This window comes from Bradyrhizobium sp. S69 (assembly GCF_009766005.1).
Classification (GTDB): Bacteria; Pseudomonadota; Alphaproteobacteria; order Rhizobiales; family Xanthobacteraceae; genus Bradyrhizobium.
Map to the genome: position 1 here is coordinate 48655 of NZ_LMUK01000038.1, position 17537 is coordinate 66191.

A 17537-nucleotide genomic window follows, 5' to 3' on the forward strand; every position below is an offset into this window, starting at 1 on the left:
GAATGACGGTCTAGAAACTATGCAGGAGACATTGAAGAGGGCGCTCGAAGAGCTCGCACTGGCTCCGGAACTCATCGAGCGCGTGCTGGACTCAGGTTATTTCCTAAGGACATGGGCCAATCCATTCAGCGGCACGACGTGGACGACCGTCAGTGACATGATGTATGGCAACAAGCAATTTTCTAGCAGTTTTCCGATTGAAGAATTCGTTCAATATGTGAAGGGGGAGTTTACATTTCCGGAGCTGCCGCCCTTTGTGATCCTCCATGTGAAGTCGATCGATGACATAAAAGCCAGTCTCGCCGATCCGCGGAGGGCTCATTACATTGAAGATGGTGCCTTCTCGTACAGGGGCCAGCCGCGCAGCTATACGTTTCAGCGGCGGATTCCTAATCCTGTTCGCGCGGGGGCAGAGGGGAGGGAGATTTCGGTCACGGCCGGCATCTACCGGCAGACAAGCGAAGTCTACTCCTTCCGGACGCCGCCTATCGAACGCCGATCATTTCGGCATTTTTTACGCCATCTGGAGCCAAACAATCCGGCTGCGTGGGCAGCTAGCCACTACGCCTATGATACCATGCGCACAGAGCAGCATTACGCCACGCAGACCGCTGGATTAGACCTCACGTTCGAGATCGAGACAGCGATCTTCTTTGCTACACATAAAATGAAATGGGACCAATACGACCGCGCTTATTATGAGAAAGTGGAACGTGGCGAGCATAATGGTGTGATTTATTGTTTCCGTTTTACCAATCCCACGGTGAGGCAAACCCAATACTTGATCCGTGAGTTCGATCTTTTCAAGACTTATCCGCCAGAACGCATTCTCCGGCAGACCTGTGCGTTACCCCTATTTCTTCAGGAGGAACGGAACATCGCCATCACCGACCTTAACTGCATTATCCAACTTGATCCGAATTTTGAATATGAGGCGAGATTGACCCCAGAGTACATGTTCCCGAACACGCAGGAAGACCGCTTCTACGGAAAATTACTCCAGCTGAAAGACAAATATCCTGAGGACCTTAAGAACGTGGTCGAGTATAGGTGGGCGCGATAGCTGTATCCAATGAGAGAGTTGATATGCAGCCTGGCAAAAATTGCCCTAAACACGATAATTTCGTCCAACAAAAACGTCCAACATTTCGTGCAACGCCCTGGAGTTTCTGGGCAGTTTCCGAGAATCGGAGATAGCGAGTAGTCGATCGCGCTGAGTGTTTCGACCTGGAAGCCGCCCGATCGAAGATCCCATCGGAACAGATCGAGCCCATCGATCGACCTGAAAAGGGAGCGACGTGACGTGATTACATCGGCAGCGCGAGCTGTGATTCCGCGTCATCGATATGCTGCAGCGCCGATAGCGAGACGCCCAGAAGCCGGACCGGCTTAGGGACCGGGATCTCGTTCTGCAGTAAAGCGACCGATAGGCGTTCTAGATCGCTGCGGCTCGAAACCGCGACGGGCACAGATCTACTGCGCGTGATGATCTCGAAGTCGTTGAACTTGACCTTCAACGTCACCGTCCGCCCGTGATTGCCGGTACCTTCGCAGTATCGCCAGACCTTGTCGATGAGGGCCTCAAGTTCGACGACCATGGCGTCGAAGTCGGTGAGGTCGGTGGAGAACGTGTTTTCGGCGCCCACAGATTTGCGGATCCGGTCGGCGCGAACCTCACGGTTGTCGACGCCCCGCGAGATCCAATAGTAGTAGCCTCCGGCCTTCCCGAAGTTGGTCTGCATGAATTCGAGCGACTGATTGCGGATGTCGAGGCCGGTGTTGAGACCGAGCGAGTTCATCTTGGCGCTGGTCGCCGGCCCGTTTCCATGAAACTTGCCGACCGGCAGGTTTTCTACGAACGCCGGCCCCATTTCCGGCGTGATGACATACTGGCCGTTAGGCTTGCGGTGGTCGGAGGCGAGCTTGGCCAGAAACTTGTTGTAGGAGATGCCGGCCGAAGCGTTGAGACCGGTCACCTCCTTGATCTTCGCACGGATCGCCAATGCGACGTCCCGCGCAAATGGAATGCTTTGCAGATTTTCGGTCACGTCGAGGTAGGCCTCGTCGAGCGACAGTGGCTCGATGATCGGTGTGTGCTCTGCGAAGATTTCACGGATTTGCAGGGAGACCGCCTTGTAGACCTCGAAGCGGGGCTTGACGAAGATCAGATCGGGGCATTGCCGCTTCGCGGTAACCGACGGCATGGCCGACCTGACGCCGAACTTGCGCGCTTCGTAGCTGGCCGCCGCTACGACGCCGCGCTCCCGGGATCCGCCGACGGCGACCGGCTTGCCGCGGATATCCGGATTGTCCCGCTGCTCGACGGATGCATAGAAGGCGTCCATGTCGATGTGGATGATCTTGCGTTGACGGCCCGGGGAAGCTGCCTGGTCGTCATCGTCCTCGATGGTCACGTGGCTAGCCCGGCCGTATCTTCCTTGATGCCGCGGGCGACAATCTGGAGCGTGCCGTCGGTAAGCGGCCGCTGCAGCTTCAAGGCCTCATCGGGAGGAGCGCTCATCCAAGTCTCGACTTCTTCCGGCGTTGTCAGGATCACCGGCATCGCCTTGGGGTGGATGGCGCCAACCTCGGCGTTCGGCTCCGTTGTGAGAAAAGCGTAGAGATCGTTGGTCGTCTCGCCTTCCTTGATCTTCCGGACGGATGTCCAGTTGGTCCAGATGCCGGCGAAACAGGCGAGGGGACGGGTCTCATCGAGCGCGAACCAGATGTCGCCGCCCTCGGCCTTGTTGAACTCGCTGAAGGAGTTGAACGGCACCACGCAGCGGCTTTCGGCTCCCAGCCATCGTGTCCAGTGTTTGCTCTTCACGTTGCGAATGTTAGTGGTGCCGCCATCCGGCTCCAGCCGCAGCAGTTCCTTGAAATCGACCGGCTTGCCTTTGGCCTGCAGCTTTTCGGCCCGTTTCTTGGTGGCGTCCATCAGCGCCTTTGACGACGATGGCATCCCCCACCGCGCTGTGGCGAGCTCGCGGCCCTCGGCTCCGTTGCGCACGATCGGTGCCTTGTAATCAGGAAACACCCCCGGCATCGGCGCCAGATTGCCAACGTATCGGTTCACGACGCGAAACAGCGCGATGATCGCGGCCTGGTTTGTCGTGATCGAATAGAGATTGCACATCGGTCAGGTTTCGGTTCGAGGGTGGCGAGGCTGCCAAGCTAATTGTAGCAGAGTCGCGGAAGGCCGCCGGCCCGCCTTGGCGCATTTGCGGCAGCGCAGCCGGCTGGCGAGATCGTGCACGAAGGTGGTCGGCGGGTGCTTCATCGCCGCGAGGTCGACGTCGCTCGGCATCTTGCAGCGCGCGCACCTGATCTCCAGCCAGGGGAAGCCTCCATTCACGGCCTGGTCGATGGTGGGCGACGGATCGATCGGTTCGCCGTCGCTCCACATCCGCTCATTCCAGCTTTCGCAAAGGAGCCTGTCAGCTTGCTGGATCATTGCCTCGCCCTTAGCCCGCATCTCCACCGATTGGGCGGCCAGGATATTGGCCATCGCGCGTGCCTTGCCGAGTTCTTTCGCCAGAGCCTTGCGGTCGCCGCCCGACAGGGGCGTAGGGTGATACTTCGGGGCCATCCGGTCATCCAGGCGCAAAGAAATCGGATCGGCGATCCTGAGCGGACTACGGCGTCTCGAACGCCGGCCAGCACCCGTCTTCTTCATGCCTGCCGGTGCGCTGCTGGCAGGTGTTGTCGAGTAGCCGCTGCGCGACGTCCTTCCAGACCGCGTTGCCGCCATACAATCGGACTGCATCGGCGGTCTGGATTTCCACGGTCCGCTCGCAGCGACGGCAGGAGACGCGCAGGACGTGGCGCTGAATTTCCGAGAGACGTCGCTGCCGAATCTGGACCTCCGTCGCGTTGGCGCGAGGGTCTTTGAGTACCGATTCCCAGTATTCGGCCGGGAGGGGAGCATCCGGAGCCGCAGCGGAGGGGCCCGGCCTGCGGGCGGCTTCAGCGGCCAGCTTTTCCATCTGTTTTGGGGTCGGCATGCGCCAGCTCGCGGGTCGGTCGGACATTCCGAATTAGAACATAAAGAGAACAAAAGTCGAGTCCGATCGAGCCCGTTCCGTGAAAAAATCCTCCTGTTGGAAGGGTCGCGATGTCGGAACCAAGCCGGGCCATTCGTCTTGAATCCAACATCAGTAGTGGAGTTCCCCCGTCATGGCCCCCCGCGCGAACTGGAAAGGCTTCCTGCGCCTTTCCCTCGTCACCTGTCCGGTAGCGCTCTATCCGGCCACGTCGGAATCCGAAAAAGTCTCCTTCAACCAGCTCAACCGGAAGACCGGCCACCGCATCAAGTATGCGAAGGTGGACGCCGATACTGGCGAGGAGGTCGCCAACGAGGACATCGTCAAGGGCTACAAGGTCGACACCGATACCTTCATCGAGGTGACGAAGGAGGAGCTTGAGAACGTCGCGCTGGAATCCACGCGAACCATCGAGATCGACGAGTTCGTCGACCGTAACGAGATTGATCCGAGGTACCTGATCCGTCCCTACTACCTGGTGCCGGACGGAAAGGTGGGCCACGACGCCTTCGCGGTCATCCGCGAAACCATCCGAGAGCTGAACAAGGTCGCCATCGGACGCGTGGTGCTGACCAACCGTGAGCACATCATCGCGCTGGAGCCCATGGACAAGGGATTGATGGGAACGCTGCTGCGCTATCCCTACGAAGTCCGTTCCGTGGATGAGTATTTCGACGAGATACAGGACGTCAAAGTCACCAAGGATATGCTCGATCTCGCCAGGCACATCGTCAACCAGAAGGCGGGCCATTTCGAGCCGGACAAGTTCGAAGACCAGTACGAAACCGCCCTGATCGATCTCATCAACCAGAAGCGCGCCGGCAAACCCATTGCCGCGAAAGCGCGTCCCCGCGGCGAGAACGTCGTGGACCTGATGGACGCGCTGCGCAAGAGCATCGGCGCCGCTGAACCGGCCAAAGATTCGAATACGGCGAAGAAGCCGCGCAAGGTCGCCAGTGGTCAGAAGGAAATGCTGATGCCGATCGCCGGCAAGAAACCAGCGAAGGAGGCCGCGGCGAAGAAGCCAACGGCCAAACCTCAGCGGAAGTCAGCCTAGCGTATCGTGAAGCATCCGGTGACGCCGGACGGTCGCTAGCCAAACGTCGTCGCGCCTCAGATCCTGCGTCGTTACTCGGCCTCGATTTGCGTTGCAAAATAGGAGCGATATGGCAGCGCTGACAACGACCTCCAAGCGATCGACATTGAGCGCGGGCATTCTGGCTTACCGGAAAGGCGCTCGCGGGCTCGAGGTTCTGCTCGTTCACCCCGGCGGCCCGTTCTGGCGCAACAAGGACGATGGCGCTTGGTCGATCCCGAAGGGCGAAATCAATGCCGGGGAAGATCCAGAGCAGGCCGCGCGGCGTGAGTTTGCCGAGGAACTCGGCAGCGCCTCAATTGGTCGGCTGCAGGCCTTAGGAGAGGTTCGCCAGAGAGGAGGCAAACGCGTCATCGCATTCGCCGGAGAGGGCCATTTTGACTCGGCGGCATTGGCGAGCAATACGTTCGATATCGAATGGCCGCCCCGAAGCGGCCGGCGACAGAACTTTCCTGAAGTCGACCGCGCGGAATGGTTCGATATCGAGTTCGCACGAACGAAGATGCTGTCCGGACAATTGGAGCTTCTCGATCGTCTTTTGGCGATCGCGGGTGAGAGCGCCGGAAAATGATGTACAGGATTGGAATCATTTCGGACACGCACGGCCTGTTGAGGCCCGAGGCGGAACGACGCCTGATGGGCGTCGATCACATCATTCACGCCGGCGATATTGGGCGCCCCGAGATCGTCGACGCGCTTCGCCGGATCGCGCCCGTTACCGCCATCCGTGGAAACGTGGACACTGGTGAGTGGGCCCTCGAATACCCCGACACGGAACTCGTGCGCTTGGCGGGAAAGTCGATCTACGTTCTGCACGACCTGAAGACGCTGCAGGTTGATCCCGGCGCCGGCATCGACGTGATCGTCTCCGGACATTCCCACGTACCGAAGATCGACACGATCGGCGGCGTTCTCTACCTGAATCCCGGCAGCGCGGGACGGCGGCGCTTCAAGCTGCCGATCACGTTTGCGACGCTCGAAGTCACGCCTGAGGGCATACGACCGGAAATCCACGACCTTGGAGGGTGCGCGACGTTGACGATCGATCGGGGGGGCGGATCAGGCCGATGGCCAGAAAACTGAAAACCTATCAGACTTCGCTGGGCTTCTTCGATCTGGCGATTGCGGCTCCGTCGATGAAAGCGGCTCTGGAAGCGTGGGGGGCGGACAGCAATCTCTTCCACCAGGGCGCGGCGAGGGAAAGTGACGATCCGGACGTCATCGCCGCGGCCATGGCGAAACCGGGCATTGTTCTCAGGCGCCCCGTCGGATCCGCCGGATCCTTCGGCGAACATGCTGAGCTGCCCACCGATCTTGGCGGCCCCAGGCCAACGAAGGCCGCCCGCAAGTCGAAAGGCAGAACAGCAAAGCAGCCTTCCTCTCGCCCCATCGACAAGGCGGCGGAGCGAAAGGCCGCTCTCGCCTTCGAAAAGGAGCAAAAGCGGCGAGAGCGCGAATGGGCGGGCGAAGAGGCCGCCAGGCAGAAGGACCGTGAACGCCGTCAACAGGCAGTCGACAAGGCACAGGCTGCATTGAACAAGGCCGAGCAGGAGCATGCGAAGCGGGCGGCCGCCATCCAGCCCGAGATCGAGGCTCTCGAGAAGAGATCGCAGGCCGAAAAAGCCCGCTGGAATAAGGAGAAGGAGCGATTGGAAGCCGCGCTGCGGCGCGCGGGTTAGTCAACGGTTCTTAGTCGGCGGCACCCACGAGCAGCGCCATCAGCCCGCATTGGCCTACGAAGGAGCGGCTACGCTCTGCTTCCGCTTTCGGCGGCATAGCTGACGTGGCCGGACTTGCCGCTCTGTCGCTCGTGTAGCGATTTACCCAAAGGCGACGTTAACGAAAGAGTGGAGGCGTGTCCGCTCCGCTGGGCGATTCAGACCTCGCTCGTTCGGCGATGTGCGTTGTCCACGTCGCTGGCTAAATATCAAGCGGAACTCCCAACTATTATAGTGCCGAACAAGAGTTCGGCGTTAACCATCGCCAACGGTTCCAGTCTGGGCGACATCGCTTCGAAGTTTCTTAAATTTTGCTGGGTACCTCTTCAGGGCATTGTGACTTGGAGAGAGATATGAGTAAGCGGGCCAAACGTGGAATGGCAGACACGCTCGCACTCCCAATGGTCGGGAGAGTTGCAATTGGCGCCGTGGCCGTCGCCGCATTGGGGTACAGCTTGCTGTTTCGCCCGGCGAGCGTGCAACCGATACGAAAACCGTCTGCACCCCAGGCCCAGGCATCGTCAACTCCGGTATACGTGTCAACTCCGGTTCATGCATCAGCGCCAGCTCCGGCTCCGATTCTGGCCCCGGCGCCTCTGGTCGAACCACCAAAAGCCGCTGACGGTCCCGGAGCATTTGTTCGGCAGGTGGTCGACTACGCCAGCCACCAGACGCCGGGCACCGTGATCATCGATACCGGAAACACATTTCTTTATTTCGTTCTGAACGACACGCAGGCGATGCGCTACGGCATCGGCGTTGGCCGCGAAGGTTTCGCATGGTCAGGCCAGCAGACCGTGGCTCGTAAAGCAGAATGGCCGGATTGGCATCCGCCTGTGGAAATGGTCTCGCGTCAGCCTTATCTGCCGCGCTTTATGGCAGGCGGCCCCGGCAACCCGCTCGGCGCTCGGGCGATGTATCTAGGCGAGACCGAATTTAGAATTCACGGCACCAACAAGCCCGAGACGATCGGGAAGCGGGTTTCGTCCGGCTGTATCCGGCTGACCAATGAGGACGTCGTGGACCTTTATGAGCGGGTGAAAGTCGGAGCGAAAGTGATCGTGCTTCCGGCAACCGCTGCCCGTCGACCATCCCAGGGAGCGCCGCCAGACGCCGCTTTCCGATCGCCGGACCCGGCATCGCCGTCGAACCGGCCCTCGGCAACTAACGCGCAGATGCTGTCATCTGGACCGAAGATCGCGGAGGTCCAGTAGCTCAGTCCTCCTGTCCTCGATCTGCACCTGAGGACAAGGAGGCAATTCAAGTCGTCGCTTCCAAGTCAGCTCTGCCTCGGCGAAGAATTTCGTGCCGTCGCCTTTGCGGTGAGCGCTGATGGCGATCAGCTTGTCGCGCGGCAGAATCGCCTTCAGCCGCTTCTTGCGCTCGAGGAGAGGCTTCTTGCGCAAGTCCACTGCGTTCTCGAACATGAGATCAAAGGTGCGGATCGGCGTGGCTTTTGACCCCCAATCGGCGCCCAAGGTTGACCCCGCGTAGTGCGCCGTAAGTGTCGAAACCCATTTTGGAATTTTCTGCTTCACTGGGGTCAATGTTGGACGCCGAAAGGGGTCAATATTCGGAGCCGCGACACAGCCTTTAGTAGGTTGACGAGGCCCGTAACCGCCATTTCCGCGGTCCGCTCGACAAAAAGGCGAGCTCGCGGAATTCCGCCGGTGTCGGAGTTCATCGCCAGATTAACGCCGGCCCAGCATGTGTTTGCCGCGTCTATGCGCTTCAGTCCGCCGCCGAGAATTTTCCCACAGCAGTCACGATCACGGTCTATTCGATTCTTCGACTCGACAACAATCGATGATTAATGACAATCCGCAGATATCTGCGTAGCCACGTGGGGCCCCTGTTGGATTTGATTTGAAAGCAAGGATCGGATTGCGACGAGGCTACGCGCCATACTAATCTGCTTACTATCGTAGTTTATCCGACCCGGAGTGTGAGCCAAGACATGACTCCTGCTGACATCGATTTAGTAAAAGAATCGTACGCTTGGGTGAAGCCCATTTCCGAAGTAGCGGCTGAACTATTTTACCAACGCCTGTTTTTGATCGCGCCGGAGGTGAAGCCGCTGTTCAAGGGGGACATGAAAGAACAAGGCCGTAAGCTGATGATGACCACCGGATCGGTGGTGAATGCGCTAGATCGGCTTGAAACCATTCTTCCCACTGTGAAGGAGCTGGCCGTCCGCCACGTCGGTTATGGCGTCCGTGATGAGCATTATGATAAAGTCGGAAGCGCCCTCCTATGGACGCTTGAAACGGGTCTGGGAGCGCCTTTCACAAAATCACATAGCGCTGCTTGGGGTGAAGCCTACGCCGCATTGTCAGGCGTAATGCGTAAAGCAGCCTAAGATGCCTCCAACGCCACGGCAAGATATTATCAGGTTCGCTGCTGAAGCTCTGCCTCGGGAAGCCGATTCGCTGCAACCGAAGAGCGTGGCTATTGACCGGGCCAGGACGTTCTCGAAGAACTCGTACGTTCTAGCCGCGCTTCGAAGCGACATTATCTCAGCGAAGTTCAAGCCCAATGCGCGATTACATCTGAAATCGCTGATGGCCTGTTATGACACGAGTGTCGCGCCGGTCCGCGAGGCTCTTGCGGTTCTCGCCGGCGTGGGCCTGGCAATCTCCGAAGGTCGGCGCGGTTTTCGCGTCGCGCCTGTTTCGAGAGAAGACTTCCTCGACACAGCCGCGATGCGGAAGCTTCTTGAGGTCTCCGCCCTGAAGACGTCGATCGAGTTGGGCAGCGATGATTGGGTCAGGGAGATCCGGCGGGTACATAAGACATTCTCGCGAATTTCGCAAAAGGCCGGCCATGATGATCCCATCTCGGGTGCCTGAGAAGCCTATCATCGCGAGTTCCATTTTTCATTGATCTCGAAATGCGGTTCGCCCACGTTTTTGAAATTCTGGTCTCAGTTGTATGACCGATTCGATCGATACCGTTGTCTGACGCTATCATCCGGCTCATACATGGCAGGGACGGCAAGCGACCACGATGCTATTATGGAAGCGGTGACAGAGAGAGACATTCCCAGGGCTGCGGCGCTCGTGGGCAATCACATTCAAAGCGTTGCCGATGTTGTTCTTGAACAGTACGTGGATCCAGACGTCGCAAGATTGTCCTGAAGGAAGCCTCGGCGCGGGACAAATCTCCTGTCGTTCGGACGGTCTCGGATCGGGCGAGGAGTAGATTCCGCAACGGTTGCCGGAAGTTCTCGCGTACCGCGTCCGTTTGAAAGCGCGAGGCGGCCACTTGCCGATACGCCGGTGGCCGAGAAAAGTGGAGTACGCGTTGCGATCCGTACTTTCTTCGATCACCAGTAGCTGCGATCCGCCAGCGATCGGATACCGTGTCTTCACAAGCCAGCGTTCCGATAGGAAGCGCAAGGGATCGGTCTGAGTTCCAGTCCTCTCGCAAGCCAGACCTGGAATTCGACGGCAAGAAACGGAGTGCTTTTTTCGTCGCATTAGACATCTTTCGACTCCTGCCGGCCGACCTCGCAGGGCATGACGAAACGACGCAGACATAAATCGACGGAGCACACGTCCGAAACCAGGCCGCCGGCGCGCCAAGCATCCGACTCCGCGAATGTGGGCGATGCCGACCCGCCACCAAGAAATCTTTCACCAAGGTGAACGCAGTGTCCGATAACGCCGTTGCCAAACTTACGCTTGAGAGCCTGCGCCAGATGCTCCAGCAGAGCGGCTACCAGGTCGAGGTGGCGACCGATCGGGTCGACCACCTTTCCTATCTGCGTTCGACATCAAACGGGGTGAGCTTCGCCGTTCATCTCGGCAATCCGGTCCCCGGAGACGCGCACGGCTTCGCGGATGCTGCGTTCACCGCGGCCATCCACGTTCAGGGCGACTTTCCATTTGACATCATCAATAACTGGAACGCGCAACGCCGCTTTTGCCGCCTTCAACGCACGCCGACGATGATCGTGCTGTGTATGGACGTCAGCGTCGCTGGCGGTGTGACGCCTGATTTCCTTCTGGTTCAGATCGCAACCTGGGGCCGGCTGATCGGAGAGTTGATCACTTATCTGCAAGAACCGAATGCCGGTGGCGTCCTGGTAATGGCACCGAGAGAGCCGGTAGCCTGCGCTGACTGACGGTCTAATCGTGAACCTGTCCGGCAAATCATCATGATCCAATTATCGATCGTAGACTTGACGCCCGTCACCAGCATGGTGGTCCAAGGCTGGGAGCGGGGCTGAAGAAGAAGGCGCCATGCAGATTGACCCCGTCTCCCTAACCCGCGAACTGCTGACTTTTGATACCGTTAACCCACCGGGAAACGAAAAACCCTGCGTGGAGCATTTGGCCACGCTACTGGCATCGGCGGGCTATGACGTTCAACGATTTTAGATCGGCGAAAACCGCCTCAGCATTGTGGCACGACTCGAGGCCGCAATGGCCGCGCGGCCGCCGCTTGTCTTCACCGGGCACCTCGACACCGTGCCGCTGGGAACAAGGCCATGGACATTTTCGCCGTTCGAAGGTGATGTACGCGACGGCAAGCTCTACGGGCGGGGTGTCTCGGACATGAAAGCGGGTGTGGCCGCGGCCGTCGCTGCAGCCGTGGAGGCCGCCACCGGTCGGCCGAACCGTAACATAGCCCTTATTCTGACGGCGAGCGAGGAAGCCGGATGTGTCGGCGCGAGATCGATTGTCGAAACCGGCGGACTGGGGATCGCCAGCGCCTTGGTGATAGCCGAACCGACCGGCAACCTTCCTGTTATTGGTCACAAGGGGGCGCTCCATTTGCGGGTCAACGCCGCAGGCGCGACCGCGCATGGGTCGATGCCGGAGTTAGGCGTCAATGCAATCTACCACGCGGCAGCGGCAATAGGCAGGATCGAGGCCTATTCGCTGAGCCGGACACCCGCCCACGATTGGCTCGGTAAGGAAACGGCCGTAGTCGGCACGATACGGGGCGGACAGAACTTAAACTCGGTTCCAGACGCCTGCGAATTTACTATTGATATCCTGACAGTGGGAGACAGGGCCCACGCCGCCATTCTGGTGGAGATCGGAGAGGTACTTGGCGAACATGCGAGTGTCGCTGAGACTGTTGCCAACCTACCATCCGTTTTCACCGAACCCGAGCATCCGTTCATTGCCTGTGTGCTGAGAATTCTTCGTAAACGAAGGCCCGAGGTTGCCTTCGAGCTCGGGATCATGCCCTATTTTTCGGACGGATCGGTGCTGCAACCCGGCTATGGTAACTGCCCAGCGATCATTCTGGGGCCCGGCGAAGCGTCGCAGGCCCACCAGACCGACGAATTCTGCTTCGTGCCGAACATCCGTGATGCGAAGGACATTTATATTGATCTGTGCCGTAGCTGGTAGGGTCTGATCCGAGTGCGGTCCCGAGCTTCCTCGGTCCATCGATCGCGGACTGTCCGATAGACTGGCGAGGCACTGAGTCCTCCGGTTCGTATAAACGGACTAGATTTTGCGATGCAACGAATGAAGCATTTGCCGTGGACTCCCACATTCGTATCCCATCGTCCATCGACGATCATTGTTTCCAAGGGTCGGTCGCAGGGCAATTATTCCGCGGCGACAGTGCCAGGAGATGCCGACCAAGCCCTTTGCGAAGGTTCGAGAGGAGCTGCCGCCAGAACCACGTGGATGGTCACGCCGCAGAGACCCGGCGGGTAACGCCGTCATCCCTATGGGATCGCACTCGGTTCGGCCGTTACCGCAGTCTGTGGCATCTTGCTTTCACGCCCTCGGCGAATCTACGGCCATATCCGGCTGGCGTTGCAGCGAGACCGCGGGCGAGGCCAAAATTACAATCATCTGCCAGGCAAAAGCGGCAACGGCAAGGTAGAGACAAGCCTCGGCATTGTACATTCCGCCGACGATGGCAGCGATACCGGTACCGACGGGACGTGCACCGAAGCTGAGGACATTGATTGCCGAAACGCGGCCGAGCAGACTCGGCGGCGTCACCGACTGTCGCAACGTTGCGGTCGATATGACCCAAAGGATTGGGCCGACGCCGAGCAGAAAGAAGCTCAGGCAGGCAAGGGCAGGCGATGGAAGCCATATCGTCAGTGCCATGACGACGGAAGCGGCGAAACCAACTATTGGCCCCAGCGCGATCACCGTACCAAATGGCAGTCGCTGCATAAGTCGCGCCGCGACCAGCGCGCCGATCACCATGCCGACGCCATACATCGCAAGCGTCAGACCGACGCCCGAGGCAGAAAGTCCAAGATGTCTGACGGCATATGGCACGAACACCGCGAGGGTCAAGAATGACGCGGCGCTGAAAATGAATTGCGTCACGAACACAGGGCGCAAAAGTGCATGATTCGCAACGAAGGAAAGCCCCTCAGCGATGTCGTGCGTTGGTTTGCGCCGCGGGATAATCGGGCGCGCCGGCTCGTGGATGCCCGACAGCAGGACGACAGCGATGATCGACAAGGCGGCAGCGAAGCCGAACGCGGGTGCCGCACCCACAAATCCTACCAGAGCGCCCCCCACGGCAGGTCCGCCGGCAAAGGCTACCGTACGCGCCAATTCGATCCGGGCGTTGGCGATCGGAAGGTGATGTGGACGAACAAGCGAAGGCACCAGGGAAGGCGCCGCCACGCTGTAAACGACGGTGCCACAAACTGCGACGAAGCCCAGCAGGGCGAGCAGCCACATGGACAAGGTGCCCGACCAGACCAAAGACAAGATCGCGAGCAGCGATGCCGCGCGGAGTGCCTCTGCCGACGCCATGAGGGTCCGCCGTGATATCCGGTCGGCCATCAAGCCGGCGGGGATCGCGAACAAAACAAAGGGCAGCGTTAGCGCGGTCTGCAGCAGACTGGTCTCGCTTACGCCTGCGCCCAGCAGAAGCACGGCCACGATCGGCGCCGCCGCCAGCGCGATCTGTTCGGCGGACTGCGCCGCGAGATTAGACCAAGCAAGACGGTTGAAAGTGTCGGGTAAGAGGCGCTCGGGTGAAGCGGGCATGGTGTCTCCGTTAAGTCCCGAAATGCAACGCGCGATCCGCCCCGCGGTGCTCGGCGACGTGTCGCCCAGTCCTGCGAGGCGGCGCTGGCCAAGTGTGTGTTTAGGCCCGCTCGATCTTTGCTGCGTAGCAGCCGGGACGAGCGTAGTGCGCGTGAAGATAGGCGACGGCCGGATCGTTGAAGAATTTTTCGATCAACGGGGGTAACTGATCGCCATCGACGACGTCCGCGGCCGCCAGTTCATGTTCGTGCGAAAACGCGCGAAGCGAAATCAGGCGTGTCTTCAGCAAATCAGGGATGACATCGACCTCGTTGCAGGATTGAACCGCTCCCTCACGAATGAATATCGCGTGACTGGCGCGGTAAGCTGTGTCCGCGGGCTGGTGCAGGTAATTCAGCAGGATCGCGGTTTCGCCAGCCCGGACTTCGCGAAGCTCGATGCGGTCCGGGACTACGGAACCCTCGGCCAAGACTTTCCTGCGGGCACCGTGCTTCGCGAGTTCCTCGTCAGTCATGCCGTAAAGATGAGAAAATTGATCGGAATCCAACCCGGTGATCCGGAATGACATTTGCGTCGTCCTTTTGTCTATGGCGCTTGGCCCGATTCGAAATGGGCCAACCTCGGAGCTCTCGGAACGGATGGATCGTAGCCTGATCGCGCGGATGTGCCGTTGGGCGATCCTCTCCACCGTTCGTCTGATATGTACGAATTTTGCACTGCGCTCGACCGAGCCGAACTCCGAATCTTGTCATCGTATTGGAAGTCGCTTGCTTCCAAATCGAAAAACGCGGGGTGAAACATGCGAGCGGCTGCGCCGGAATTTGGGCCGTGAGCGGCGAGGGAACGGGAGCGTCCATTGATTGCGTTTTGCACCGATATGCGGTGCGGGAGCCCTGTAATGACCACGCTCTATGGTCAAGCTCGAGTCTCCCGGCGCTCCGGATCACAACGTTTCGCCCGCAAAGGGCTCGATCAGCGAACCGGCGCGGATCCGGATCGGGAAGTTCTTTGCCGGGATCTGCGTTCTCGACGGGGACCGTCAGGTGCTCATCGAACTCGGATGGGTAAATGTGCGCAGCGCATTTAGCCAATCACTTTGGTCGGCGCTGCCATATCGCATCCCGCCTTCGGCCGCTAACGTCCTCGATGTCATCTCGCAGCAGGAGCGGTCGAATGGATTTCGAATTGTCGAAAGAACAAAGGGAGATAAAGGCACGTGCATCCGCCTTTGTCGACGATGTGTGCCGCCCGCTCGAAGACATGTGGGGGATCGACGATTACGCCGTTCCTCACGATATATTCATGGGTGTAGTAAGAAAATTCCGGGAATACGGCTTCCGCGGTCTTGCTGTACCGAAGGATGCGGGCGGTCAGGGGCTCGGTACCGTAGCAAAATGCCTGGTTTATGAAGAGATAGTCAGGTCGCCTGTGATGCACGGTCTCCTGACTTCATGGTCGGGATTCCTGGATCCTCATCCGGCTTTGCACTCGGCACCCGAATGGCAGAAGGAGGCCTATCTCTACCCGATCCTGAAAGAGGATAAATTCTATCACATCAACATCTCAGAGCCGGGAGCGGGATCGGATGCTGCCGGCATCGAGACCACGGCCAGGCGCGACGGAAATAATTTCGTCATCAACGGCATCAAGCGTTGGGCGCCGCCGCCGAACCATCCCGGCATCGTGCCCAAGTACCTGCTGTGTTACGCGGTTACGGACTCGACCAAAGGCTACGAGGGTATCAGCCTATTCCTGGTAGACTATCCGAATCCAGGCGTTTCGGTATTGCGCGAGTACGAAACGATGGCGCCCGGCACCTACTTGGGACGTAGCTGCGACTACGAATACAAGGACTGCAATGTGCCTGCGAAGAACATGCTTGGCGGCGAGGGCATGGGCTTTCGCTATTTGATGGATCAGCTCAACCGCAACCGCACCGTGATCGGCGCGCGTCTCACTGGAACCGCCACATGGGCGCAGAAGCAAGCAGTCAAGCGCGCGAAGGAGCGCGAGACTTTCGGAAAGCCGCTTGCCGACCGGCAGGCGATCCAATGGATGCTGGCAGAGTCGGAGATGGATCTCGAGCAGTCGCGTCTCATGGTGTACAAGACCGCCTGGATGCTCGATCGCGGGTTGGACGCCCGCAAGGAAGCGGCAATGGTGAAATGCTTCTCACCGCTTGCAGCTTGCCGGGTGATTGATCGTGCCATTCAAATCCACGGGGGACTTGGTGTCCTTAAGGAAAACCGCTTCGGGCAGCTCTACTTTCAAAGCCGGATCGCGCAGGTGGCCGAGGGCACTACCGAGATCATGAAAATGACCATAGCTCGCGAGGTTCTCAAGCAATATTCCTGACAGTGTTCAACGAGGTTTTTCGGCCCTCGTGGAAGCCATCGCGATATGCTCGGCTGGAGCCCAGACATAACTCCGTTCGTCTGGCCCAGCAGCACGGAATCGGTCATTTTTCCGCGTCAATGACATCACCCACTGGCACCCATTTGGTACCGTCGAACTGCATGAGATGTTCCTGACTCATCGGCGTGTAACGGCTCGCGCTGGTATTGAACTTTATGCCGGGAAGCATGATCGAGAGTTCGAGATCCTTGATACTTGCCGCCTGTTTCATCAGATTGTCGCGCGTGATGTCGTCGCCGCAGTTCTTCAGGACATGTTCGAAGGTTTGTGCCGTGGCGTAACCGAATACGTAATACGTTTCCGTCGGATTCGCGTCAGGCATGTACTGTTTCATGAAGGCCATGTATTCCTTCATGCCGGGATCGTTTGCCCAGATCGGATCGTTAGGATCCTTTCGGAACGCAACCGTGATGACTCCCTTCGCGTTTTCCAAACCGGCCGGCACGAGCGTGCTGGCAATTGAACCTGCCGCGTCGCTCAGCAGATGAAGGGCTCCCCATTTGACCTCGGCCATGCGTTTGATCGCCTGGGCTGTGAATTTCGGTGTCGAAATGTCGATCAGGACGTCAGCGCCGGTGGATTTTAACACCAGAATCTGTGAATCGATTGTCGGGTCGGTCAGCTCGTAGCTGACTTCCTTCAGAATCATCGAGTTAGCTTTGTCGCCAAGGCCGTCGCGAAAGCCTTTCGCGTAGTCCCGGCCGAAGTCATCGTTCTGAAACAGGACCGCGATTTTGGCGTTGGGGCGTTCGGCCAGGATATACTTGGCATAGATCACACCTTTGGCGTGGTTGTTGGGTTGCCATCCCATCGACCATGGGTAGGTCTGCGGCTCCGCAATCCGATTGGCGCCCGTGCCGAGGAAAAGACCAGGTACCTTTTTGGCGTTAAGGTACTTCTGAATCGCAAAGTTGGTCGGTGAACCGAATGTCCCCACGATCGCCAATACCTCATCGCTTTCAACTAGGCGGCGCGTCTGCTCCACGGCTTTCGGCGGGCTGTAGGCGTCATCGAGTGAAATCAGGTTGATCTTGCGTCCGTTCACGCCGCCCTCGGCATTGATTTTCTGGAAATAGGCGGACATGGCCCGACCGATAGCAGCGAAGCTGGAAGCGGCTCCACTGTACGGCATGGTCTGGCCTATCCTCACCTCGGTGTCGCTCACGCCCGGCCCGTAATCTTTGCTTTGAGCCGATCCGGCCGCCCCGCCAACGATTGCCAGCGTAAGGCCGGCCGCAAGCAAGATTCTCATTTTTTTCCCCTGGGCTTTGGGTGG

18 protein-coding genes and 2 pseudogenes are annotated in these 17537 nt (G+C 58.9%); 12 read left to right on the top strand and 8 right to left on the bottom strand.

Annotation, left to right across the window (positions count from 1 at the left end):
* The first annotated feature begins 19 nt into the window (after nucleotides 1–19).
* Entirely contained in the window at nucleotides 20–1063 is a 1044-nt protein-coding gene (locus GSQ88_RS15030; RefSeq protein ID WP_210253817.1) for an FRG domain-containing protein, read from the top strand.
* A gap of 244 nt (nucleotides 1064–1307) precedes the next feature.
* On the opposite strand, the gene dinB is transcribed toward GSQ88_RS15030, so the two are convergent.
* The 4 genes from dinB to GSQ88_RS15050 are packed head-to-tail and all read right to left on the bottom strand — an operon-like array spanning nucleotide 1308 to nucleotide 4031.
* Nucleotides 1308–2408 (bottom strand): DNA polymerase IV, encoded by a 1101-nt coding sequence (gene dinB / locus GSQ88_RS15035; RefSeq protein ID WP_502706735.1) that lies wholly within the window; start codon nucleotides 2406–2408, stop codon nucleotides 1308–1310.
* Between the two features lie 2 nt (nucleotides 2409–2410).
* Entirely contained in the window at nucleotides 2411–3136 is a 726-nt protein-coding gene (locus tag GSQ88_RS15040; protein ID WP_159008530.1) for an SOS response-associated peptidase, read from the bottom strand.
* A 3-nt stretch (nucleotides 3137–3139) separates the two neighbouring features.
* Nucleotides 3140–3589, bottom strand: coding sequence for a hypothetical protein (locus tag GSQ88_RS15045; RefSeq protein WP_159008531.1), 450 nt, complete (start codon nucleotides 3587–3589; stop codon nucleotides 3140–3142).
* Between the two features lie 46 nt (nucleotides 3590–3635).
* Nucleotides 3636–4031, bottom strand: coding sequence for a hypothetical protein (locus GSQ88_RS15050; protein WP_174248023.1), 396 nt, complete (start codon nucleotides 4029–4031; stop codon nucleotides 3636–3638).
* Nucleotides 4032–4176: 145 nt separating this feature from the next.
* Here GSQ88_RS15050 and ku point away from each other — a divergent pair, with 145 nt between their 5' ends.
* The 5 genes from ku to GSQ88_RS15075 all read left to right on the top strand — a co-directional run bounded on the left by ku (nucleotide 4177) and on the right by GSQ88_RS15075 (nucleotide 8071).
* Nucleotides 4177–5100, top strand: a complete 924-nt coding sequence (gene ku / locus GSQ88_RS15055) for a non-homologous end joining protein Ku (protein WP_159008533.1) — start codon at nucleotides 4177–4179, stop codon at nucleotides 5098–5100.
* Nucleotides 5101–5209: 109 nt separating this feature from the next.
* Nucleotides 5210–5710, top strand: a complete 501-nt coding sequence (locus GSQ88_RS15060) for an NUDIX hydrolase (protein ID WP_159008534.1) — start codon at nucleotides 5210–5212, stop codon at nucleotides 5708–5710.
* Entirely contained in the window at nucleotides 5707–6222 is a 516-nt protein-coding gene (locus GSQ88_RS15065; RefSeq protein WP_159008535.1) for a metallophosphoesterase family protein, read from the top strand. The genes GSQ88_RS15060 and GSQ88_RS15065 overlap by 4 nt, the downstream gene beginning before the upstream one ends.
* Nucleotides 6207–6818: a cell envelope biogenesis protein TolA gene (locus GSQ88_RS15070; RefSeq protein WP_159008536.1), complete on the top strand. Its 612-nt coding sequence runs from the start codon at nucleotides 6207–6209 to the stop codon at nucleotides 6816–6818. The genes GSQ88_RS15065 and GSQ88_RS15070 overlap by 16 nt, the downstream gene beginning before the upstream one ends.
* Before the next feature lie 392 nt (nucleotides 6819–7210).
* Complete coding sequence (locus GSQ88_RS15075) at nucleotides 7211–8071, top strand: L,D-transpeptidase (RefSeq protein ID WP_174248024.1); 861 nt, start codon at nucleotides 7211–7213, stop codon at nucleotides 8069–8071.
* A gap of 69 nt (nucleotides 8072–8140) precedes the next feature.
* Here the strand turns inward: GSQ88_RS15075 and GSQ88_RS15080 are convergent.
* Nucleotides 8141–8293: pseudogene (locus GSQ88_RS15080) on the bottom strand (non-homologous end-joining DNA ligase); the annotation flags it as partial.
* A 521-nt stretch (nucleotides 8294–8814) separates the two neighbouring features.
* On the opposite strand from GSQ88_RS15080, the gene GSQ88_RS15085 reads away from it, so the two are divergent.
* From GSQ88_RS15085 to GSQ88_RS15105, 5 genes and pseudogenes are all read left to right on the top strand, one after another.
* A complete protein-coding gene (locus tag GSQ88_RS15085; protein WP_159008537.1) occupies nucleotides 8815–9216 on the top strand; it encodes a globin family protein in 402 nt (133 codons plus the stop codon).
* Nucleotide 9217: 1 nt separating this feature from the next.
* Nucleotides 9218–9706, top strand: a complete 489-nt coding sequence (locus tag GSQ88_RS15090; RefSeq protein ID WP_159008538.1) for a GntR family transcriptional regulator — start codon at nucleotides 9218–9220, stop codon at nucleotides 9704–9706.
* 18 nt (nucleotides 9707–9724) lie between these two features.
* Nucleotides 9725–9994 (top strand): annotated as a pseudogene (locus GSQ88_RS36180) (FCD domain-containing protein); the annotation flags it as partial.
* 515 nt (nucleotides 9995–10509) lie between these two features.
* A complete protein-coding gene (locus tag GSQ88_RS15100) occupies nucleotides 10510–10983 on the top strand; it encodes a YbjN domain-containing protein (protein ID WP_159008540.1) in 474 nt (157 codons plus the stop codon).
* Nucleotides 10984–11263: 280 nt separating this feature from the next.
* Complete coding sequence (locus GSQ88_RS15105; RefSeq protein ID WP_283810686.1) at nucleotides 11264–12223, top strand: M20/M25/M40 family metallo-hydrolase; 960 nt, start codon at nucleotides 11264–11266, stop codon at nucleotides 12221–12223.
* A gap of 378 nt (nucleotides 12224–12601) precedes the next feature.
* Here GSQ88_RS15105 and GSQ88_RS15110 read toward each other — a convergent pair whose 3' ends face one another.
* Together GSQ88_RS15110 and GSQ88_RS15115 are read right to left on the bottom strand one after the other, a co-directional pair.
* On the bottom strand, nucleotides 12602–13846 hold the full coding sequence (locus GSQ88_RS15110) for an MFS transporter (RefSeq protein ID WP_159008542.1): 1245 nt from the start codon (nucleotides 13844–13846) through the stop codon (nucleotides 12602–12604).
* Between the two features lie 100 nt (nucleotides 13847–13946).
* A complete protein-coding gene (locus GSQ88_RS15115) occupies nucleotides 13947–14534 on the bottom strand; it encodes a DUF1203 domain-containing protein (RefSeq protein ID WP_210253818.1) in 588 nt (195 codons plus the stop codon).
* Nucleotides 14535–15019: 485 nt separating this feature from the next.
* Between GSQ88_RS15115 and GSQ88_RS15120 the strand changes: the two genes are divergently transcribed.
* Entirely contained in the window at nucleotides 15020–16201 is a 1182-nt protein-coding gene (locus tag GSQ88_RS15120) for an acyl-CoA dehydrogenase family protein (protein WP_159008543.1), read from the top strand.
* A gap of 103 nt (nucleotides 16202–16304) precedes the next feature.
* On the opposite strand, the gene GSQ88_RS15125 is transcribed toward GSQ88_RS15120, so the two are convergent.
* Complete coding sequence (locus GSQ88_RS15125; protein ID WP_159008544.1) at nucleotides 16305–17513, bottom strand: ABC transporter substrate-binding protein; 1209 nt, start codon at nucleotides 17511–17513, stop codon at nucleotides 16305–16307.
* Between the last annotated feature and the right edge of the window lie 24 nt (nucleotides 17514–17537).